The sequence below is a fragment of the Acidocella sp. genome (assembly GCF_036489515.1).
In the GTDB taxonomy this organism is placed as follows: Bacteria; Pseudomonadota; Alphaproteobacteria; order Acetobacterales; family Acetobacteraceae; genus Acidocella.
Genome location: NZ_DASXFO010000063.1, coordinates 16,588 through 35,557 on the forward strand (window position 1 = coordinate 16,588; position 18,970 = coordinate 35,557).

Consider the following 18,970-nt stretch of genomic DNA (forward strand, 5'->3'; position numbering starts at 1 on the left):
CCCGGGCAGCCCAAATATCAGCGGGAGGGAATCATGCACGACGGGAAGTTAGCAAACCAAACCCCGCGCCGGAAGGCGGGCCGGGGAGAAGAAAGTAGCCGCTTTTTGAAAAAAGCGGCGCAAAAACTTTTGTTACGCTGGGCCGCTGGCGTTGTCGGCGACAAAGCCCATGACCCAGCATAGCAAAGTTTTTTTGCTACTTTTTGTTCACAAAAAGTAGCCTTCCTTCTCTTCGCTTATCCGAGCAGGGCGGCGACGGCTTCGCGTTCCTCGGTGAGTTCCTTGAGCGTGATCGCCATGCGGCTCTTGGAGAACTCGTCCATCGGCAGGCCCTTCACGCGGTGATACGTACCGCCCTCGCAGGTCACCGGCACGCCGAACATGGTGTCCTCCGGGACGCCGTAATCGCCGTCGGAAGGCAGGCCCATGGAGACCCACTTGCCGTTGGTGCCGAGCACCCAGTCACGCACATGGTCGATCGCCGCATTGGCGGCGGAGGCGGCGGAGGAGAGGCCACGCGCCTCGATGATCGCAGCACCGCGCTTGCCGACGGCGGAAAGGTAGGTGTCCTTGTACCAGACCTCGTCGTTGATCTTGTCCTTGAGCGACTGGCCGCTCACGGTGGCGAAGCGGTAATCGGCATACATGGTCGGCGAGTGGTTGCCCCAGACGGCGACCTTCTCGATCCCCGCGACCTGCACGTTCGCCTTCTCGGCCAGCATCGACACGGCGCGGTTGTGGTCCAGGCGCAGCATCGCGGTAATGGCGCCCTTCGGCAGATCCGGGGCGGACTTCATGGCGATATAGGCGTTGGTGTTGGCCGGGTTGCCGACCACCAGCACTTTGACGTCGCGCTTCGCGTTCTCGTTCAGGGCCTTGCCCTGCACCTTGAAAATCTCGGCATTGGCGGCGAGCAGGTCGCGGCGCTCCATGCCCGGGCCGCGCGGGCGCGAGCCGACGAGGATGCCGATGTCGATGTCCTTGAACGCCAGGTTCGGATTGTCGGTGGGCTCGACGCCGGCCAGCAGCGGGAAGGCGCAGTCGTTGAGCTCCATGATCACGCCGTTCAGCGCCTTTTGCGCCACCGGCAGGTCGAGAAGGTTAAGGATGATGGGCTGGTCCTTGCCAAGCAGATCACCATTGGCGATGCGGAACAGGAGAGCGTAACCGATCTGGCCGGCGGCACCGGTAACGGCGACGCGCATAGGTTTTTTCATCTTAGAGACTCCTCGTTTTGTCCGTCCCCCATATCCCCTCGCCTGCCCTGCCTCAAGCCCCGCAACCGGCGTGCCGCGCATCGCCGCCCCGCCGGTTTCGCGGCTCAAGGAAGGAGGAAGGAAGGCTTCTTTTTGTGAACAAAAAGAAGCAAAAAACTTTATTAATCTGGGTCATGGGCGGTGTCGGGGACAACGCCAAAAAAGCGGCCGCTTTCTTCCGTCTACCCGACAATCAGGGAAATAGGGCTGGCGGCATTCACCACCGCAGCAGGCGTATAGGGCAAGGCGTCACCGTCCGACTGCGTCATGATCTCGTTGTTACTGACGAACGTGATGTCGCTGCCGGAGACCACCCGCACGCCCGGGCAGCGCGGCAGCAGCCCCAGCGGCAGGGCGGCGCCGGTGAGTAGGGCCGGGAACGTGCCGGAGTTCTCGAACAGGGCGACCTGAAAGCCGGGCGCGGTCGACATGGCATTCGGCGCCAGCAGATAGGGGCCACCATAGAGCCGCCCCTTGCTGACGACGACGCTGGCTGCCTCGTAATCATGGCCGTCGACGCTGAGGCGCACGCGCGGAAAGGGGTAGGCCACCGCTTCCCAGAGCGACTGCCAGACATAGGCGCCGCGGCCGATGGCGCGCTTGAGCAGCGGCTGCAGCCCGTGCACCACCGCGCCGTCGAAGCCGAGCCCCACCATCTGCACGAACACATGCTCGCGCCCCTGCAGCCGCACCACACCCGGCCAGAGCGGCAGCGTGCGCTTATAGGCCAGGGCATTGGCGATGCCGCGTGCGGTCGTCGAAAGCTTGTATTCCTTGGCCAGAACATTGGCAGTGCCGAGCGGGATGATGCCGAGCGCGGTCTCGCTGCCGATCAGCCCGTTCGCGACTTCCGCGATAGTGCCGTCGCCACCGGCGGCGACCACCATGGGCCGCCCCGCCGCCGCCGCCTCGCGCGCCAGCGCCGTTGCATGGCCGGCATGTTTTGTTTCCGCAACCTCGACCATGATGCCGTTTTCAACCAGCAGGTCGAGCACGCGCCAGAGGGCTGTGGCCCGCCGGCGCCCGGCGATGGGATTGAAAATAACCAACATTGCGCGAATCCCTGGAGGCCGACCGTAAACTGTCCCTCTGCCCGAGAAGTGGGTCGCGTGAATGTCACTACGGTGATGTTTCAGTGACATAACCTCTTTCGAAAAAATACAGGTGGCGTCACGGAATTTTCACTGTTTCCGGTCACGCCGCGCAGCCTATTGCCTTGGACATGAACGCAACCGTGTCTCCCCGCGCCATGGCCACCACTGCGTATCGCAGCATTTTCATCTCGGATACGCATCTAGGCACCCGTGGCTGCCGCGCCGAGTTCCTCGCCGACTTCCTGAAGTCGGTGTCCTGCGAAAATCTGTACCTAGTCGGCGATATCATCGACGGCTGGCGGCTACGCCGCTCCTGGTTCTGGGACCACCACCATGACGAGGTGCTACGGCTGATCCTGCGCGCGGCGCGCGGTGGCACCAATGTCGTGTACGTGCCCGGCAATCACGACGAGGTGATGCGCAAATACGTACCGCTGAGCCCGGAAATCTGCGGCGTGAAGCTGCAGATGGAGACCGAGCACACCACCGCCGACGGCAAGCGCCTGCTGATCACCCATGGAGACTCCTTCGACTCCGTGGTGCGGCACGCCAAGGCCCTGGCCCTGCTGGGCGACTGGGCCTACACCATGGCGCTCGGCCTGAACCGCTATTTCAACCAGATCCGCGTGCGGCTCGGCTATCCGTACTGGTCGCTCTCCGCCTGGCTGAAGCTGCAGGTGAAGGAGGCGGTGAAGGCGATCGACCGGTTCGAGACGGCGCTCGCCGACGATGCCCGCCGCCGCGGCTTCGACGGCGTGGTCTGCGGCCATATCCACCATGCCGAGATGCGCACCGTGAACGGCGTGCTGTACCTGAACGACGGCGACTGGGTGGAAAGCTGCACCGCGCTGGTCGAGCACAAGGATGGCAAGCTGGAACTGGTGGACTGGGTGGCGCGCAATAAGCTGTCGCTGCTGACCCGGCCTTCCGGCAAGGCCAGCCTCACCAAGGAAGCCGTGATGCAGGCGATGGCCGAATTCGGCGCCGACCAACACGACGCCGAAGCGGCCAGTGCTCTACCAGCCCGAACCTGACCCGCTGCCGGCAGCACCCGGCATCAAACGCATCCTCATCGTCAGCGACGCCTGGACGCCGCAGGTGAACGGCGTGGTGCGCACCCTGCGCACCGTGGCCGAGGCGCTGCGTGAACGCGGGCTGGCCGTGGAGGTGATCGGCCCGGACCGCTTCAGAACCGTGCCGATGCCCTCCTATCCGGAAATCCGCCTAGCGCTGTTTCCCGGCCGCAAGCTAGCGCGGCTGATCGAGGAATTCGCCCCGGACGCGCTGCACATCGCCACCGAAGGCCCGCTCGGCATGGCCGCCCGCGCCTATGCGAAAAAGCGTGGCCTCGCCTTCACCACAGCCTTCCACACGCGCTTCGCGGAATACCTGCAGGCGCGGACCAAAATCCCGCTGGCGCTCACCTATGCCTGGCTACGCTGGTTCCATGGCGGCGGATCGGGCGTGATGGTGGCAACCCAGTCCCTGCGCGACGAACTGACCGCGCGCGGCTTCGAGAATGTGCGCTCCTGGTCGCGCGGCGTGGATCTGGCATCCTTCAGCCCCGAGCCCAAAGAGGCCTGGGACCTGAAACGGCCGATCTTCGCCTATGTCGGCCGGGTCGCGGTGGAGAAGAACCTCCCGGCCTTCCTCGAGCTGAAACTCCCCGGCTCGAAACTGGTGATCGGCGACGGGCCGCAGCGCAAGGGGCTGGAGCGGGCGTATCCGGACGTTCATTTCGCCGGCGCACGGCACGGTGCAGCCCTGGCCGCCGCTTATGCCGGCGCGGACGTGTTCGTGTTTCCCTCAAAAACCGACACATTCGGCTTGGTGGTGCTGGAAGCGCTGGCCTCGGGCCTGCCGGTGGCCGCCTACCCCGTCACCGGGCCCAAGGACATTCTCGGCGAAGCCCCGGTGGCAGTGGGCGCGCTCGACGAGGACCTCGGCCAGGCAGCGCTGGCGGCGCTGAAAATCGACCGCAGCGCCTGCCGCCCCTACGCGGAACGCTTCTCCTGGGAAGCCTGCACGCAGCGGTTCCTCGACAACCTGGTACCAGCCCGCGTGCACGCCTGAAGCAAGGAAGGCTACTTTTTGTGAACAAAAAGTAGCAAAAAAACTTTATTATGCTGGGCTATGGGCGTTGTCTCCGACACCGCCCATAGCCCAGCATAGCAAAAATTTTTGCGCCGCTTTTTTTAAAAGCGGCCGCTTTCTTTTGTCTCGTCCCAATCCAGCCCCAGCGCGTCCGCGATGCCGAACTCCCCGGGCAGTGCGCCTTTGGAGAACAGGCGGGTCACATGCCCCATCTTGCGGCCGGGCCGAGCTTCGGTTTTGCCGTAATGATGTGGGATCAGCCCGGGTTTGCCGAGGATCTCCGGCCAGTGCGCCATGTCCTCAGGCCCGATCAGGTTCTTCATCACCGCGTCGGAATGCCGGATCGCAGGTGGCAACGGCAGGCCGGCGACGGCGCGGATATGCATCTCGAACTGACTGACCGGGCAGGCATCGATGGTCCAGTGCCCGGAATTATGCGGCCGCGGCGCGATCTCGTTGACCAGCAGCCTGCCATCGGCGGTGACGAACATTTCCACCCCCAGCAGGCCGATCAGCTCCAGCTTCTCGGCGACCGCGCGGGCGATGTCTCCGGCCTCGGCCAGCAGGGTCTGCGGCAGCGGCGCCGGCGCCAGCGTCAGGTCCAGAATATGGTGCTTGTGGCGGTTTTCCACGGTGTCGAAGGCGGTGACGGTGCCATCCGCGCCGCGCGCCACCATCACGGAAATTTCCGCCGCGAAATCGACGAACCCTTCCAGCACGAGCGGCTTCGGCGCCAGCGCCGCAAAAGCCGCCCCCGCCTCCTCCCCTGCGCGCAGCATCGCCTGGCCCTTGCCGTCATAACCGAGTCGCGTGGTTTTCAGCACGGCGGGCAGGCCGAGCTGTTGCAGCCCCGCCGTCAGCTCCGCCTCGTTCGTCACCGCCGCCCATGGGGCGGTGGCGATGCCGGCCTCGTTCAGAAACTGCTTCTCCAGGAGGCGGTCCTGGCTGATGCGCAGGATTTTCGGGCTGGGATGCACCGGGCGCAGGCTGGCGAGCAGCTCCAGCCCGTCCGCCGGCACGTTCTCGAACTCGAACGTCACCACATCCACCGAAGCGGCGAACTCGGCCAGGGCGCCATGGTCGGTATAGGGCGCGACCACGGTCTGCGCCGCGACATGAGAGGCCGGGCCGAAACCTTCCGGCGAGAAGATGCATGCGCGAAAACCAAGGCGCGCCGCCGCCATGGCGGACATGCGGCCGAGTTGGCCACCGCCGATAATGCCGATGGTGGCACCGGGGGCAAGGCTCATGGTTCAGGGGTCTCCGGTACGGTTGCGGTCTGTTCGGCGCGCAAAGCCGCCACGCGGTCGCGCAATTCGGGGTCGGACAGCGCCAGGATCGAGGCCGCCAGCAGCCCGGCATTGATCGCCCCGGGCTTGCCGATGGCCAGCGTGCCGACCGGAACGCCGCCCGGCATCTGCACAATCGCCAGCAGCGCGTCCTGGCCCTGCAGGGCGGTCGCCGGCACCGGCACGCCGAGCACCGGCAAATTGGTCATGGACGCCGCCATGCCGGGCAGGTGCGCCGCACCGCCTGCCCCGGCAATGATGATTTTGAGCCCCCGCGCCTCCGCCGAACCGGCATAGTCGTAGAGTCGCTTCGGCGTGCGGTGCGCCGACACCACCTTCGCCTCATAGGGCACGCCGAGACGCGCCAGCATCTCCGCCGCGTGCTGCATCACCGGCCAGTCGGACCGACTGCCCATGATAATCCCCACCAAAGGCGCGCTCATGCCGTGCGATCCGGGATCAGCCGGCTTTCCAGCCAGGCGATCTCATCCTTCAACCCAAGTTTCCGTTTTTTCAGACGTTGCATCTGCAAATGGTCCATCGGCCCGTGTTCGGTGAGGCGTGCGATCACGGTATCGAGATCCCTATGCTCGCTGCGTAGCGCGTGCAGGCGCCGCAACAGATTGTCTTTGTCAGTCAACATGCGGGAGCAATAGAGGGATTTCCCGAAACCTGAAACTGGAATTTTATCGCCGCGTTTTAAGATGACAGTCGCGTGTCACCGGGTCTAGCCTGGAACAACTGGAACTTGCGGACGCCTCGCTTGAGGGTTCGGTCGCTCCAGGCCTTGGCTACGACAACCGACGAAGGAGATATCATGAACCTGAAATCGCATCTCGACGCCCTGAAAGGGCGGCATGCCAATCTGGAAAGCAAGATTGCCGCGGAAGACCGCCGGCCCCGCCCAGACGATACGGAGCTCTCGCGCATGAAGGTCGAGAAATTGCGGCTCAAGGAAGAGATGGAACGGTTGAAGATGTCGTAGCCCTAACGGGCTAAAAACCACCTAATTTTACGCGTCCTAGAAAAAAGGGCTTCCGCACCGCGGAAGCCCTGATTTTTTGCCCTGTAGGGGAAGAAAGAGGCCGCTTTTTGAAAAAAGCGGCGCAAAAACTTTTGTTATGCTGGGCCATGGGCGTTGTCGGCGACACGCCCATGACCCAGCATAATAAAGTTTTTTTGCTACTTTTTGTTCACAAAAAGTAGCCTTACCCTTGCCTAAGCCGCTTCGGAGGGCAGCGGTGGCGGCGGAGCCAGGCCTTCCCGGGCCAGCCGGTCGTTGGCGGCGGCCACCGCGTCGTTCAGGTCGGACTGCTTGCACAGGCCCAGGATCACCGGGTCGCGCGGCTTGATGTTGCTGCTGTTCCAGTGCGAGCGGTCGCGAATTTTCTGGATGGTGTCCTTGGTGGTGCCGAGCAGCTTGATGACCTGTGCGTCGGTGAGGTGCGGAAAGTTGCGGAGCAGGAACGCGATCGCGTCGGGACGGTCGTTGCGCTTGGCCACCGGGGTGTAGCGCCCGCCTTTCGGCTTCTTCTGATGCTGCTCAGCGGCCGCCAGCAGCTTCAGCCGCAGCGCCGGATTGCCCTCGCAGCGGGTGATATCCTCGGCGGTCACCTGCTTGTTCGCCACCGGGTCGTAGCCATTAATGCCCTGCGCCACCTCACCGTCGGCGATGGCCTGGATCTCCAGCGGGTGCATACCGCAGAAATCGGCGATCTGCTCGAAGGTCAGCGCTGTCTTGTCAATCAACCAGACTGCGGTAGCTTTGGGCATCAGGGGTAGAGACATGTTTCGAATACCTTTTAACGTCACAGGACAGCGGGCCTGGAACGGTAAGAAACGGGCGCTCGCGGTTCGCAAGTCCAACTTTGTCGGGGTATGGAACCCGCGCTACCCCTTGGTCAAGGTGATATTATGACAAATTCCGACGAAGATCTCCCCCGGCCGACAAAAAAACTTTTGCTCCCCCCGCCCCTCGACCTGCTGGGGGTGGACGAGCTGAACGCCTATATCGCCGACCTGGAGGCCGAGATTCTCCGGGTGCGCCAAGCGATCGCCGCGAAAGCGGCACATCGCGACGCCGCTGCGGCCTTTTTCAGGACTCCGCCCCAGACGTAAGAAAGGGTAGGCTACTTTTTGTGAACAAAAAGTAGCAAAAAAACTTTATGAATCTGGGTCATGGGTGTTGTCGTCGACACAGCCTCAGGCCCAGCATAAAAAAAGTTTTTGCGCCGCTTTTTTCAAAAAGCGGCCACTTTCTTCTGACTCGGAGCCTGATTGCTTTCCCTCCCTCATGCTCTAACTTTGCTGGCATGAGCGATTCCATCGCTCTAACGGAGCCGAACACATGTTGCAGACCAGCGGAGCTTTCAAGGAAAACGCGGCCAACGCCATGGCCGATGCCGGGCTGCAGCGCGCACTGACCCGGGCGCGGCCGCAATTTGCGAAAAAGCGCCAGGCGGCGGTGGACCGGCTGCCGGAATTCGAGGCGCTCCGCGAGGAAGCGAAGAACATCAAGAACCACGCGATCGCGAACCTGGATTTCTACCTGGAGACTTACGCCGCCAACGTGGAGAAGGCCGGCGGCACCGTGCATTGGTGTGCCACCGCCGAGGACGCCTGCAAGGCGGTGCTGGCCATCGCCACCAAGGCCGGGGCGAAGACCGTGACCAAGGGCAAGTCAATGGTGACCGAGGAAATCGGCCTCAACGACTATCTGGAAGCCAACGGCGTGACGCCGGTTGAGACCGACCTCGCCGAATACATCCTGCAGCTGCGCCACGAGCCGCCGAGCCACATCATCGGCCCGGCCTTCCACCTCAACCGCGAGGACTGGGAAGAGACCTTCCGCAAGAGCCACACCAACCTGCCCGCCGACCGTGTGTTCCGCGACGCACGGGACATCCAGTCCGAAGCGCGGCTGCAATTGCGGGAGAAATTCCTGGCCGCCGACATGGGCATCACCGGGGCGAATTTTCTGATCGCCGAGACCGGTTCGTCTGTCATCGTGACGAATGAGGGCAATGGCGACCTGACCCAGACCCTGCCGCGCGTGCATGTGGTGGTCACCAGCATCGAGAAAGTGGTGCCGACCATCGAGGACACGCTGTCGCTGCTGCGGGTGCTGGCCCGCTCGGCCACCGGGCAGGACATGTCGGTCTACACCACGTTTTCGACCGGCGCCCGCCGCGTGGGCGATCCGGATGGCCCCGAAGAATACCATGTGGTGCTGGTCGATAACGGCCGCTCCGGCATGGTGGGCACGGAGTTCCAGGACATGCTGCGCTGCATCCGCTGCGCCGCCTGCATGAATCACTGCCCGGTCTATGGCGTGGTCGGCGGACATGCCTACGGCTCGACCTATCCGGGGCCGATGGGGGCGGTGCTGACGCCGATGCTGGTCGGGGTCAACGAGGCCGGGCATCTGCCCAATGCCAGCACGTTCTGCGGCAAATGCGAGAGCGTGTGCCCGGTCAAAATCCCGCTGCCCGGGCTGATGCGGCATTGGCGCGAGCGCGAGTTCGAGCGGCATCTCGCGCCTTCGACCATGCGCAGCGGGCTTGGCCTCTGGGCCTGGTTCGCGCGCCGGCCGGGCCTGTACCGACTCAGCACCCGCGCCGCCGCCTTGGGGCTCGGCTGGCTCGGCCGCAGGAGCGGAAATTTGTCCCCCCGCCTGCCCTTCATCGGCGCCTGGACCAAGGGACGGGATTTTCCCGCACCCGAGGGGGATACGTTCTTCGCCCGCTACGCCGCGGCGCAGCGGGCCCGCAACAAAGGAGACCGTCCATGAGCCGCGCCGCAATCCTCGGCAACATCCGCCGCGGGCTGAAGCGCGGCCCCCTGCCCGCCGACCAGCAGGCGATGCTGGCAGGGCGGCTTAAGGCCCATCCACGCCATCTGGTGCCGGCGCGCGGCCAGGGCGATTCGGCCGGCCAGGTGGCCGCTTTCATCGAAAATGTCGCGCGGGAATTCGGCACGACGCAGCTTCTGCCCGATTGGCGCGCCGTGCCGGAGGCAATCACCTCCTATCTCGCGCAGCAGAACATCGCCGCCGAAATCGTCGTGTCGCCGCATCCGGAACTGCAGGCGATCCCGTTCGCGGAAAAACCCCTGCTGAACGTGCGCTTCGGCACCACGGCGCCAACCGACGCGGTCACCGTGACCCAGGCTTTCGCCGGCATCGCCGAGACCGGCACACTGATGATGCCCTCGGGCCCCGAACGTCCGACCAGCAACAACCTGCTCTCAGACACCGAAATCGTCGTGATCCGCGCCGATCGCATCGTCGGCGCCTATGAGGACGCATTCGACCTGCTACGCGCCGAGCAAGGCGGCATGCCGCGCAACGTGATGCTGGTCACCGGCCCGTCGCGCTCGGCGGATATCGAGCAGACGCTGGAACTGGGCGCGCACGGGCCGCGTTCGCTGCACGTGCTCATCATCGATGGCGAGGACTGAGGAAAGGGAAGGCTACTTTTTGTGAACAAAAAGTAGCAAAAAAACTTTGCTATGCTGGGCTATGGGCGTAGTCGGCGACAACGCCCATAGCCCAGCATAAAAGAAGTTTTTGCGCCGCTTTTTTCAAAAAGCGGCCGCTTCCTTTATCTGAGTAGCCGTATGAGACGATTGAACTCTAAAGGCCTTTCCGAGGCCGACCGTAAACTCTGGGCGGCTTACAGCCAGACGCTGACGCGGCTGATGCCGGGCCGCACGCGCCTGCCCCTGCCGCCCGAGGCGCCGGCCGAGGTAACGCTGGAAGTTTCTCCGCCTCCGGCGAAACCGCCGAAGGCGTTTTCGTTCAACTCGCCGATCGGCACCGCCATCACCCCGGCCGGGCTGGACAAGGCAACCTGGAAAAAATTCACCACGGGTAAAATCCGCGCCACCGGACGGCTGGATCTGCACGGCCATACCGCCGCGCGGGCGCATCACGCGGTCATTCATTTCGTCGAGCAAGCCTATGCCGAGCAGGAGCGCTGCGTCGAGATCATCACCGGCAAGGGCGAAATCCTCGCCAACGAGCTCCCGCACTGGCTGAACGCTCCCCGGTTGCGGCCGATGATTCTCGCCATCGCCCATCCGCACGCGGCCAATACCGGATCATTGCGAATTCTGCTCCGGCGGATACGTTAGAGCATGATGGCGTTGCAGAGAGAAAAAAGCAGCCGCTTTTTGAAAAAAGCGGCGCAAAAACTTCTTCTCCGCTGGGCCTGTGGCGCTGAAACAGCACGGGCCCAAAGGACCAAAAAACTTCTTTTTGTTCACAAAAAGAAGCCTTCCTTTTGGCTTCCTACATGACCCCGTTCGGCGAAAAACTGCGCCAGCTGCGGGCCGAGCGGAGGATTCTGCAGCGGGAGATGGCTGCGGCGCTGGAAGTGTCGCCGGCTTATCTCTCGGCCCTGGAACACGGGCGGCGCGGTGCGCCCTCTTCCGGGCTGATCCACCAGATCTGCGAGTTTTTCGGCCTGATCTGGGACGATGCCGACGAGCTGAAGGCCCTGGCGAAACTGTCGCGCCCGCGGCTGAAGCTGAACGCGGCAGGGCTGACCCCGGAGCAGACCGCGTTCGGCAACCGCATCGTCCGGGAACTGCGCAATCTCGACCCGGAAACAGTGGCGGCGATGCAAAAACTGCTGGACGAGGCGCGGCCGGTCACGCCGGAAGCGCCCCGGCCTCGCGCAGGAAGCCGAGCAAAGGCAGCAGGTTCAGGCCGAGAATCGTAAAAAAGTCGCCCTCGATCTGCGTGAAAAGCTGCGCGCCGCGCCCTTCCAGCCGGTACACGCCGACCGAGCCCAGCACCTCCGCCCCCTCCGCCGTCAGATAGGAGTCCACGAACGCGGCCGAGAGCGGGCGCATGGTGAGCCGCGCCTGCGCAACATCGCTCCAGAGCTTCGCCCCCGCCCGAAGCACGCAGACCGCCGTGACCAGCGTGTGCGTGCGGCCGGACAGGAAGCGCAGATGCCGGACCGCCTCCTCATGATCCCGCGGTTTGTCGAAACGCCGCCCCTCGCAGACCAGCAGCTGGTCCGCGCCAATCACCAGCGCCGACGGAGCGCTGGGCGACACGGCAGCGGCCTTGGCGGCGGCCAGCGCCAGGGCCAGTGCGGCAGGCTCCAGCGCCGGCAGGGACGCTTTCAGCGCCGCCTCATCCACATCGGCGGGCATGGCCAGGCATTTGACGCCGGCCTGCTGCAGCAAAGAGCGACGCGCGGCCGAGCCGCTGGCAAGGATGATCATGACGCGCCAGTTTTACACCGTAATCTCAAAACCGCCATGGACGAGGAAAGCGGCCGCTTTTTGAAAAAAGCGGCGCAAAAACTTTTACTCCACTGGGCCTGAGGCTGTGTCGGCGACAACGCCCGTGGCCCAGCATTAATAAAGTTTTTTTGCTTCTTTTTGTTCACAAAAAGTAGCCTTCCCCTTGGCTTCCCTAAGCAGGCTCCAGCGCTCGGCGCATTGACTTCCCGGCGGCAAAGCATTAACCGGCTGGCGCACTGCATGGCGGCGTAGCTCAGCGGTAGAGCAGGGGAATCATAATCCCTTGGTCGGCAGTTCAAATCTGTCCGTCGCTACCAGTGTTCCCAAAAATTTCCGGTTATGGCCCGTTCGGGTCAAGCGAGTGCCCCGGCGGCGCGACGTGGCAGAGCTGGGTGATCTGCTGCATCTCCTGCGTTTCCTGCACCGCCTGCTGGGTGAGTTCCTGGGCGGAACTCGGCGCCGCCGCCAAAGCCGCTTTGGCCTGCGCGGTGGCGGCTTGCGCGGCGGCGATCCTGGCCTGATCTTCCTGCATCTGCTCCTGCCGCCCGGCGGCTTGGCCCTGGGCATAGCCGCCCCGGTGCGCGCCCTTTGTCACTCCTGCCGACGCGGCGGTAATTTGGGCCTGATCTTCCCGCGTCTGCTCCTGCTGCCCGGCGGTCTCGCCCTGGGCATAGCCAGCCTGTTGCGCTGCCTGCAACGCCGCCGAAGGGGGCGCCGCGGCGGCCACCTTGACCTGATCTTGCCGCGTCTGCTCCTGCCGCCCGGCGGCCTCGCCTTGGGCATAGCCGGTCTGTTGCGCCACCTGCAGCGCCGCCGCAGGGGGCGCCGCGGCCGATGCGGCAGCCACCTTGGCCTGATCTGCCAGCGTCTGGTCCTGCCGCCCGGCGGCCTCGCCCTGGGCATAGCCGGCCTGTTGCGCCGTCTGCAACGCCGCCGGCGAAGGGGGCGCCGCCGCCGCCGCCGCAATTTTGGCCTGATCTGCCTGCGTCTGTTGCTGCCGCCCAGCGGCCTCACCCTGGGCATAGCCGGCCTGTTGCGCCGCTACCGGCACGGCGGCCATCTTGGCCTGATCTGCCTGCGCCTGGTCCTGCCGCCCAGCTATCTCGCCCTGGGAATAGGCGGCCTGTTGCGCCGCCTGCATCGCCGCCGCAGGGGGCGGCACCGCTGCCGATGCGGCGACAATTTTCGCCTGATCCTGCTGCGTCTGTTCCTGCCGTCCGGCGGCCTCTCCCTGGGTATAGCCAGCCTGTTGCGCCGCCTGCAGCGCCGCCCCCGAAGGCGGCGCCGCTGCCGACGCGGTGGTAATTTTCGCCTGATCCTGCTGCGTCTGTTCCTGCCGTCCGGCGGTCTCGCCCTGGGTATAGCCAGCCTGTTCCGCCTCCTGCAGCACCGCCGCCGAGGGCCGCGCCGCTGCCGACGCAGCGGTGATTCTACGCTGATCGTCTTGCCTCTGTTCCTGCCGTCCGGCGGCCTCACCTCGGACATAGGAGACCTGTTGCGCCTGCGCCCCCGCAGAGGACCCGGCAGCGCCTGAAAGTGCCGCCATCTGTGCCCGATCGCGTTCCGCCTGGCTGGCCTTGCCGTCCTGCACCCCCTCGGAATAGGCGCTGGCCTCAACGATCTGCTGCGCGCTTTGCATGGTTTGCGTCGCCGTCGTGTTATCGGTGGCGCGATCCTTTTGCACCTGCAGCCGCTGGCCTGCGGCAAACCCGTTCGCAAAAGCGCTGGTCTGAACCTGAGTCAGCGATTCGGCCAGGTTCGTGCCGGACGCATCGGGATCGTCGGGCGCCGGCCCTATGGTACAGCCCGAGACGGCCAGGCTCAGGCCGAGGCCACACCAGGCCAGGCGACGGGATAATGAAAAATCCGGGGCAGAGCGCATGAGAATGGCACCAACTCCCAAATGGTTGGCTGCCACCCGGCGGCTTATTCTACAGGGATTCTCGTGCCGCTTCAGGGAGGCAACATCAGATCGGAAAAAGCCGGAATCGTAAGCGGAACGAAGCGTATGTCAGTACGCCGGGCGGTGCCAGCAACTGCCAGTTGCGTGTCGCCGTTCTTCCGCCGCTAAGAAAGGGAAAGCGGCCGCTTTTTGGAAAAAGCGGCGCAAAAACTTTTGTTATGCTGGGCCATGGGCGTTGTCTGCGACAAAGCCCATGGCCCAGCAGCGCCTTTAATGCCCCTCGACCGAACGGAGATTCGGCAGGAACACGGTGAGCAGGCCGATGGCCGGCAGGAAGGCGCAGAGCTGGTAGACGAAGCCAATGCTGGTCCAGTCCGCGAGCTCGCCCAAAACCGCAGCGCCGATACCGCCCAAGCCGAAAGCCAGGCCGAAGAACAAGCCGGAAACCATGCCGACCCGGCCGGGCAAGACCTCCTGCGCATACACGACGATCGCGGAAAAGGCCGAAGAGAGGATGAGGCCGATGACGATGCTGAGCGCGATGGTCGCGTTGAGGCCGACATGCGGCAGGATCAGCGTGAAAGGCAGCACGCCGAGGATCGAGCCCCAGATGACATGCTTGCGGCCGAAGCGGTCGCCGATCGGCCCGCCGATCACGGTGCCGACGGCGGCCGCGGCGAGGAACACGAACAGGTCGACCTGCGCATGCGCCGTCGAGATGGCGAAGCGCTGCATCAGGTAGAAAATGTAATAACTGATAAAACTTGCGAGGTAGAAGAACTTCGAAAACATCAGCGTTATCAGAACGGCGATGGCGCGCCGGGCCTGACCACGGGTGAGCGCTGCCTGCACGTTTTTATGTTTCGCGGGCGCCCTTGTGACCATGGCGGTCTTGTACCACTGGCCGAGCACGCTGAGGATCGCCATGCCGAGCAAGGCGACGAAAGCGAACCAGGCCAGGCTGCCGCGGCCGTTCGGCAGCACCAGATAGGCCACCATCAGCGGCCCCAGCGCCTGCCCGAAATTGCCGCCCACCTGGAATACCGACTGCGCCAGACCATGCCTTCCGCCCGAGGCGAGCCGGGCGATGCGCGAGGATTCCGGGTGGAAAATCGAGGAGCCGATGCCAAGCAAAGACGCGCCGCAGAGCAGGATCCCGTAATCCGGCGCCTTGGCCAGAACGATCAGACCGGCCATCGAGAAGACCATGCCGACCGGCAGCGAGAAAGGCTGCGGCCTGCGGTCGGTATACTGCCCGATCAGCGGCTGCAGCAGCGAGGCGGTAACCTGGAAGACCAGCGTGAGCAGGCCGATCTGGCCGAAACTGAGATGGAACCCGCCTTTCAGGATCGGATAGCTCGCCAGCAGCAGCGCCTGCATCATGTCGTTCAACATGTGGCAGAAGCTGATCGCCCCCAGCACGGGGAAGGCGGTGCTCTGGGCTCTATAGGGCGCGGCGATGGTGGTCTGGCTCACTGGGTACCTTTTTCGTTTCTGATGCCCCACTCCCATGCGTTTTTGTCCACAATCCGGGAAAGGTATGACACGTTAGCGCATCTGACCGTGCCGCCGCATCCCCCAGTTTCGCGACAGTGCCATGCTGGGCCGTGGGCGTTGTCGGTGACAACGCCCACGGCCCAGCGTAACAAAAGTTTTTGCGCCGCTTTTTTCAAAAAGCGGCCACTTGCTTTTAACCGAACCCGAAGAAGCCCGGCGTCTCAGAGAGCGGCGCCCGGGCCTGCAAGGCGGCCAGGTCCGGCAGCGGACGGCGCGTCACCGCATCGGCGGCAAAAATCTGCTCCAGCGCGGCGGCGGCGGCGATCACCCGCGCATCGCCACGGCGGGGACCGACAATCTGCAGGCCGAAGGGCATCCCGGCGCCGTCCACCCCCACGGGGAGCGAGAGCGCGGGATGGCCGACCAGGGAGACCGCATAGGCAGGGGCCAGCCACTGATAGTAGCTCTTCATTGCTTGGCCATCGATGTCTTTCGGGTAGAGCACCGACCAGGGTTGCGGGCTGATCGCCATCGCCGGGGCCAGCAGCAGATCGTAATTTTCGTAGAAAGCCTGCCAGCGCCTGTAGATCGCGGTCTGCGCGGAGAGGGCTTCTGCCAGATCGGAGATGCCGTAGCGTCGCGCCTCTTCCAGATTGGCGTGGATGTTAGGCGAGACCAGGTCCGGCGTCTGCGCCGCGCGTGTGCTGTGAGAGGCCACAAAAGCCAGGCTGCGCAGCACGGCGAAAGCCTCGTCGGTGCCGGTGCAGTCCGGCGTCGCAAGGTCGAGTTTGGCGACGTGCGGGCGCAGACGCTCGACGCGGTCGAAAAACACGTCCTTAATCCGCTGCTCGACCAGGGCGAACCCGAAATCCGGCGTAATAGCGACGCGCAGGCGGGAGAGATCGATGCCCGGCGGGGGCGAGAAATCGCCCGGCGCGGCGGCGGTGGGCAGCGAGAGCGGGGCGCGCTGGTCAGCGCCGGTCATGGCGGCGAACATCAGCGCCAGATCCGCGACATTGCGCGCCATCGGCCCGTGCACCGAGAGCGGCGACCAGCCATGCAACTGCTTTTCCACCGGCATCATCTCCGGCGAGGGGCGCATGCCGACAATGCCATTGAACGCCGCCGGGTTGCGCAAACTGCCGCCCATATCCGAGCCGGTGCAAAGCGTGGCCATGCCGCAGGCGAGCGCCACGGCGGAACCGCCGGAGGAGCCGGCGGCGGAGCGCAGCGGGTCGAACGGATTGCCGGTGGCGCCATACACGGCGTTGCGGGTGTTCGCACCCGCGCCGAATTCCGGGGTGTTGGTCTTGGCGAAAATGATGCAGCCGGCGGCGCGGACGGCGGCGACGCTGCGCTCATCCTTGGCCGGCACGTTGTCCTTGAACAGCGGGCTGCCGAAGGTGGTGCGCAGCCCGGCGGTGTCTTCCAGGTCCTTCACCCCCACCGGCAGGCCGTGCAGCGCGCCCAGAATCTCGCCGCGCATCACCGCAGCTTCGGCCGCCCGGGCGGCGTCGCGCGCAGCCGGCAGGTCCATCGCCACCACCGCGTTCACCGCATGGTTCACCGCCTCGATCCGCTTCAGGCTGCTTTCCAGCAGCTCCACCGGCGAAAGCTGTTTCGTGCCAATCAGGCGGCGCGCTTCGGTGGCGGAAAGATCGCAGGGCTCGGTCATCGGAACTCCTTTTTTCAAAAGAAAGAAAGCAGCCGCTTTTTAAAAAAAGCGGCGCAAAAATTTTTTGGCTATGCTGGGCCATGGGCGTTGTCCCCGACAACGCCCATGGCCCAGATTCATAAAGTTTTTTTGCTACTTTTTGTTCACAAAAAGTAGTCTTTTTTTCCTTCGGCCTTCCTCATGCTTGCCGCCAGCACGCGCACCACATGCATCGCCTCACGCCCGGTGCCGTCATGGATCTGGTGCCGGCAGGAGGTGCCGTCGGCCACCACCAGCGTGTTCGGCGCCGCCGCGCGCACCGCCGGGAGCAGGCTGAGTTCGGCCATGCGCAGCGACACGTCGATGGTCTCCGCCTGGTAGCCGAACGCGCCGGCCATGCCGCAGCAGCTGGACTCGATGGTCTCCACCTTCAGCCCGGGAACCAGGCTGAGCGCGGTCTGCACCGCCCCCATCGCGCCGAAAGCCTTCTGGTGGCAATGGCCGTGCAGCACGGCCGTCTCCGCCACCGGGGCCAGGCGCGGCGCGAAGCGGCCGGCCTTGATTTCCCGGGCGATGAATTCTTCCACCAGCATGGTTTGCTTGGCGACCGCCTGTGCCACCTCGCCGGGAAGGAGGGCCAAAACTTCATCCCGGAAAGAGAACAGGCAACTCGGCTCCAGCCCCAGCACCGGCATGCCGCTCATGACGAACGGTTTGAGGGCCTCCAGCGTGCGGGTCATTTCCGCCTTGGCGGCGCCCACATCGCCGACCGAGAGATAGGTGCGGCCGCAGCAAAGCGGGCGCCCGCCGCCCGGCGGCTGCGCGATATGCACCCGGTATCCCGCCCCGGTGAGGGTGGCGATGGCGGCGGCAATGTTTTCCGGCTCGAAGGCGGCGTTGAAGGTGTCGGCCCAGAGCACCAGTTCGGCACCGTCCGCCCTGCCCTGCGCGCTTGCCGGCGGCTTAAAGCGATCGCGCCGCCACGCCGGCAAGCTGCGCCGGGCGCTGAAGCCGAGAAGCTTTTCGGAAAGCTTGGCGAGGGCCGGAAACCGGTTCCGCAGGTTGAGCAGCGGCGCGAGGTGCGCGGCATAGGGCGCATAGCGCGGCAGATGCCCCACCAGCCGGTCGCGGAGCGAAAATCCGTTCCGCTTCGCGCGCGCGGCCAGCACCTCGATCTTCATCCGCGCCATGTCCACGCCGGTCGGGCATTCGCGCTTGCATGCCTTGCAGGAGACGCAGAGTTTTAACGAGTCCGCCATCGCGTCGGAAGCAAAGGCGTCCGGCCCCAACTGGCCGGAAAGGGCGAGGCGCAGCGTGTTGGCGCGGCCGCGCGTGACATGCTGCTCGTCCTGCGTAACGCGGTAGGAGGGGCACATCGCGCCGCCCTCCAGCTTCCGGCAGGCGCCGTTATTGTTGCACATTTCCACCGCGCCCTGCAGGCCGCCGGCCCCGCCCGGATAATCGGACCAATCCAGCGCCGGCTTGAAATCCGCGACGGCGTAATCCGGCTTGTAGCGCAGCAGGGAACGGTCATCGAAACGGGGCGGATGCACGATCTTGCCCGGGTTGAGGACGGCGGCGGGGTCAAACACCTCCTTCACCTCTTCAAAGGCGCGGACCAGGCGGGCGCCGAACATTTTTTCGTGGAACTCGCTGCGCACCAGCCCATCGCCGTGCTCGCCGGAATGCGAACCCTTATAGGCGCGGACCAGGTCGAAAGCCTCCTCGGCGATGGCGCGCATCGCTGCCACCTCCTTCTCCAGGCGCAGGTTCAGCACCGGGCGCACATGCAGGCAACCTTCCGAAGCGTGGGCGTACCAGGTGCCCTTGGTGCCATGCTTCTCAAACACCTCCGTCAACTTGGCCGTGTATTCCGCCAGATGCGGCAACGGCACGGCGCAGTCCTCGACGAAGGAGATCGGCTT

20 protein-coding genes and 1 tRNA gene are annotated in these 18,970 nt (G+C 64.7%); 10 read left to right on the forward strand and 11 right to left on the reverse strand.

Annotated elements, in window-relative coordinates:
* Window positions 1-236: 236 nt before the first annotated feature.
* Both VGG47_RS10035 and VGG47_RS10040 read right to left on the reverse strand, forming a co-directional pair.
* Window positions 237-1,217 carry a malate dehydrogenase gene (locus tag VGG47_RS10035; RefSeq protein ID WP_331538036.1) on the reverse strand — a complete coding sequence of 327 codons (981 nt, stop codon included), beginning with the start codon at window positions 1,215-1,217 and terminating at the stop codon, window positions 237-239.
* Between the two features lie 221 nt (window positions 1,218-1,438).
* Window positions 1,439-2,308: a diacylglycerol/lipid kinase family protein gene (locus tag VGG47_RS10040; RefSeq protein ID WP_331538038.1), complete on the reverse strand. Its 870-nt coding sequence runs from the start codon at window positions 2,306-2,308 to the stop codon at window positions 1,439-1,441.
* A gap of 170 nt (window positions 2,309-2,478) precedes the next feature.
* Here VGG47_RS10040 and VGG47_RS10045 point away from each other — a divergent pair, with 170 nt between their 5' ends.
* Together VGG47_RS10045 and VGG47_RS10050 are read left to right on the forward strand one after the other, a co-directional pair.
* Window positions 2,479-3,384 carry a UDP-2,3-diacylglucosamine diphosphatase gene (locus VGG47_RS10045; RefSeq protein ID WP_331538040.1) on the forward strand — a complete coding sequence of 302 codons (906 nt, stop codon included), beginning with the start codon at window positions 2,479-2,481 and terminating at the stop codon, window positions 3,382-3,384.
* Window positions 3,362-4,423, forward strand: coding sequence for a glycosyltransferase family 4 protein (locus VGG47_RS10050; protein ID WP_331538042.1), 1,062 nt, complete (start codon window positions 3,362-3,364; stop codon window positions 4,421-4,423). The genes VGG47_RS10045 and VGG47_RS10050 overlap by 23 nt, the downstream gene beginning before the upstream one ends.
* Window positions 4,424-4,545: 122 nt before the next feature.
* Here VGG47_RS10050 and VGG47_RS10055 read toward each other — a convergent pair whose 3' ends face one another.
* Genes VGG47_RS10055 through VGG47_RS10065 form a run of 3 tightly spaced genes read right to left on the reverse strand, consistent with a single transcriptional unit; the run spans window position 4,546 to window position 6,376 of the window.
* A complete protein-coding gene (locus tag VGG47_RS10055; protein ID WP_331538044.1) occupies window positions 4,546-5,694 on the reverse strand; it encodes a 5-(carboxyamino)imidazole ribonucleotide synthase in 1,149 nt (382 codons plus the stop codon).
* Window positions 5,691-6,149, reverse strand: coding sequence for a 5-(carboxyamino)imidazole ribonucleotide mutase (purE, locus tag VGG47_RS10060; protein WP_331538046.1), 459 nt, complete (start codon window positions 6,147-6,149; stop codon window positions 5,691-5,693). Before purE ends, VGG47_RS10055 begins: the two co-directional genes overlap by 4 nt.
* Window positions 6,150-6,172: 23 nt before the next feature.
* On the reverse strand, window positions 6,173-6,376 hold the full coding sequence (locus tag VGG47_RS10065; protein WP_331538048.1) for a YdcH family protein: 204 nt from the start codon (window positions 6,374-6,376) through the stop codon (window positions 6,173-6,175).
* A gap of 174 nt (window positions 6,377-6,550) precedes the next feature.
* Here VGG47_RS10065 and VGG47_RS10070 point away from each other — a divergent pair, with 174 nt between their 5' ends.
* A complete protein-coding gene (locus VGG47_RS10070) occupies window positions 6,551-6,718 on the forward strand; it encodes a YdcH family protein (RefSeq protein WP_331538050.1) in 168 nt (55 codons plus the stop codon).
* Window positions 6,719-6,951: 233 nt separating this feature from the next.
* Here the strand turns inward: VGG47_RS10070 and VGG47_RS10075 are convergent, their stop codons facing one another.
* Entirely contained in the window at window positions 6,952-7,521 is a 570-nt protein-coding gene (locus VGG47_RS10075; RefSeq protein ID WP_331538052.1) for a DUF1013 domain-containing protein, read from the reverse strand.
* Between the two features lie 126 nt (window positions 7,522-7,647).
* Between VGG47_RS10075 and VGG47_RS10080 the strand changes: the two genes are divergently transcribed.
* The 6 genes from VGG47_RS10080 (at window position 7,648) to VGG47_RS10105 (ending at window position 11,456) form a co-directional block, all read left to right on the forward strand.
* The gene (locus VGG47_RS10080; RefSeq protein WP_331538055.1) at window positions 7,648-7,851 is read left to right on the forward strand and encodes a DUF1192 domain-containing protein; all 204 of its coding nucleotides are present in this window, start codon (window positions 7,648-7,650) and stop codon (window positions 7,849-7,851) included.
* Between the two features lie 229 nt (window positions 7,852-8,080).
* A complete protein-coding gene (locus VGG47_RS10085; protein WP_331538057.1) occupies window positions 8,081-9,523 on the forward strand; it encodes a LutB/LldF family L-lactate oxidation iron-sulfur protein in 1,443 nt (480 codons plus the stop codon).
* Window positions 9,520-10,191: a LutC/YkgG family protein gene (locus tag VGG47_RS10090; protein ID WP_331538059.1), complete on the forward strand. Its 672-nt coding sequence runs from the start codon at window positions 9,520-9,522 to the stop codon at window positions 10,189-10,191. The genes VGG47_RS10085 and VGG47_RS10090 overlap by 4 nt, the downstream gene beginning before the upstream one ends.
* Before the next feature lie 168 nt (window positions 10,192-10,359).
* Window positions 10,360-10,866, forward strand: coding sequence for a Smr/MutS family protein (locus VGG47_RS10095; protein WP_331538061.1), 507 nt, complete (start codon window positions 10,360-10,362; stop codon window positions 10,864-10,866).
* A 3-nt stretch (window positions 10,867-10,869) separates the two neighbouring features.
* A complete protein-coding gene (locus tag VGG47_RS10100; RefSeq protein ID WP_331538063.1) occupies window positions 10,870-11,031 on the forward strand; it encodes a hypothetical protein in 162 nt (53 codons plus the stop codon).
* Window positions 11,028-11,456 carry a helix-turn-helix domain-containing protein gene (locus VGG47_RS10105; RefSeq protein WP_331538065.1) on the forward strand — a complete coding sequence of 143 codons (429 nt, stop codon included), beginning with the start codon at window positions 11,028-11,030 and terminating at the stop codon, window positions 11,454-11,456. Before VGG47_RS10100 ends, VGG47_RS10105 begins: the two co-directional genes overlap by 4 nt.
* Here the strand turns inward: VGG47_RS10105 and VGG47_RS10110 are convergent.
* Entirely contained in the window at window positions 11,386-11,970 is a 585-nt protein-coding gene (locus VGG47_RS10110) for a Maf family protein (RefSeq protein ID WP_331538067.1), read from the reverse strand. The genes VGG47_RS10105 and VGG47_RS10110 overlap by 71 nt on opposite strands.
* A gap of 263 nt (window positions 11,971-12,233) precedes the next feature.
* Between VGG47_RS10110 and VGG47_RS10115 the strand changes: the two genes are divergently transcribed.
* Window positions 12,234-12,308: transfer RNA gene (locus VGG47_RS10115), tRNA-Met, on the forward strand.
* A 20-nt stretch (window positions 12,309-12,328) separates the two neighbouring features.
* Here VGG47_RS10115 and VGG47_RS10120 read toward each other — a convergent pair.
* The 4 genes from VGG47_RS10120 to VGG47_RS10135 form a co-directional block, all read right to left on the reverse strand.
* Window positions 12,329-13,873 (reverse strand): hypothetical protein, encoded by a 1,545-nt coding sequence (locus tag VGG47_RS10120; RefSeq protein WP_331538069.1) that lies wholly within the window; start codon window positions 13,871-13,873, stop codon window positions 12,329-12,331.
* Window positions 13,874-14,164: 291 nt separating this feature from the next.
* Window positions 14,165-15,370 carry an MFS transporter gene (locus VGG47_RS10125; RefSeq protein ID WP_331538071.1) on the reverse strand — a complete coding sequence of 402 codons (1,206 nt, stop codon included), beginning with the start codon at window positions 15,368-15,370 and terminating at the stop codon, window positions 14,165-14,167.
* Window positions 15,371-15,584: 214 nt separating this feature from the next.
* Window positions 15,585-17,066 carry an amidase gene (locus VGG47_RS10130; RefSeq protein WP_331538073.1) on the reverse strand — a complete coding sequence of 494 codons (1,482 nt, stop codon included), beginning with the start codon at window positions 17,064-17,066 and terminating at the stop codon, window positions 15,585-15,587.
* Between the two features lie 143 nt (window positions 17,067-17,209).
* The coding region (locus VGG47_RS10135; protein ID WP_331538075.1) for an FAD-binding and (Fe-S)-binding domain-containing protein at window positions 17,210-18,970 on the reverse strand (1,761 nt) is incomplete at its 5' end.

Bases quoted from the DNA above. Each gene is read 5' to 3' on its own strand.
- VGG47_RS10075 (WP_331538052.1), bottom strand. From the start codon at position 7,521: ATGTCTCTACCCCTGATGCCCAAAGCTACCGCAGTCTGGTTGATTGAC.
- VGG47_RS10070 (WP_331538050.1), top strand. From the start codon at position 6,551: ATGAACCTGAAATCGCATCTCGACGCCCTGAAAGGGCGGCATGCCAAT.
- VGG47_RS10035 (WP_331538036.1), bottom strand. From the start codon at position 1,217: ATGAAAAAACCTATGCGCGTCGCCGTTACCGGTGCCGCCGGCCAGATC.
- VGG47_RS10105 (WP_331538065.1), top strand. From the start codon at position 11,028: ATGACCCCGTTCGGCGAAAAACTGCGCCAGCTGCGGGCCGAGCGGAGG.
- VGG47_RS10090 (WP_331538059.1), top strand. From the start codon at position 9,520: ATGAGCCGCGCCGCAATCCTCGGCAACATCCGCCGCGGGCTGAAGCGC.
- VGG47_RS10040 (WP_331538038.1), bottom strand. From the start codon at position 2,308: ATGTTGGTTATTTTCAATCCCATCGCCGGGCGCCGGCGGGCCACAGCC.
- VGG47_RS10055 (WP_331538044.1), bottom strand. From the start codon at position 5,694: ATGAGCCTTGCCCCCGGTGCCACCATCGGCATTATCGGCGGTGGCCAA.
- VGG47_RS10085 (WP_331538057.1), top strand. From the start codon at position 8,081: ATGTTGCAGACCAGCGGAGCTTTCAAGGAAAACGCGGCCAACGCCATG.
- VGG47_RS10045 (WP_331538040.1), top strand. From the start codon at position 2,479: ATGAACGCAACCGTGTCTCCCCGCGCCATGGCCACCACTGCGTATCGC.
- VGG47_RS10120 (WP_331538069.1), bottom strand. From the start codon at position 13,873: ATGCGCTCTGCCCCGGATTTTTCATTATCCCGTCGCCTGGCCTGGTGT.
- purE (WP_331538046.1), bottom strand. From the start codon at position 6,149: ATGGGCAGTCGGTCCGACTGGCCGGTGATGCAGCACGCGGCGGAGATG.
- VGG47_RS10065 (WP_331538048.1), bottom strand. From the start codon at position 6,376: ATGTTGACTGACAAAGACAATCTGTTGCGGCGCCTGCACGCGCTACGC.
- VGG47_RS10110 (WP_331538067.1), bottom strand. From the start codon at position 11,970: ATGATCATCCTTGCCAGCGGCTCGGCCGCGCGTCGCTCTTTGCTGCAG.
- VGG47_RS10100 (WP_331538063.1), top strand. From the start codon at position 10,870: ATGATGGCGTTGCAGAGAGAAAAAAGCAGCCGCTTTTTGAAAAAAGCG.
- VGG47_RS10130 (WP_331538073.1), bottom strand. From the start codon at position 17,066: ATGACCGAGCCCTGCGATCTTTCCGCCACCGAAGCGCGCCGCCTGATT.
- VGG47_RS10080 (WP_331538055.1), top strand. From the start codon at position 7,648: ATGACAAATTCCGACGAAGATCTCCCCCGGCCGACAAAAAAACTTTTG.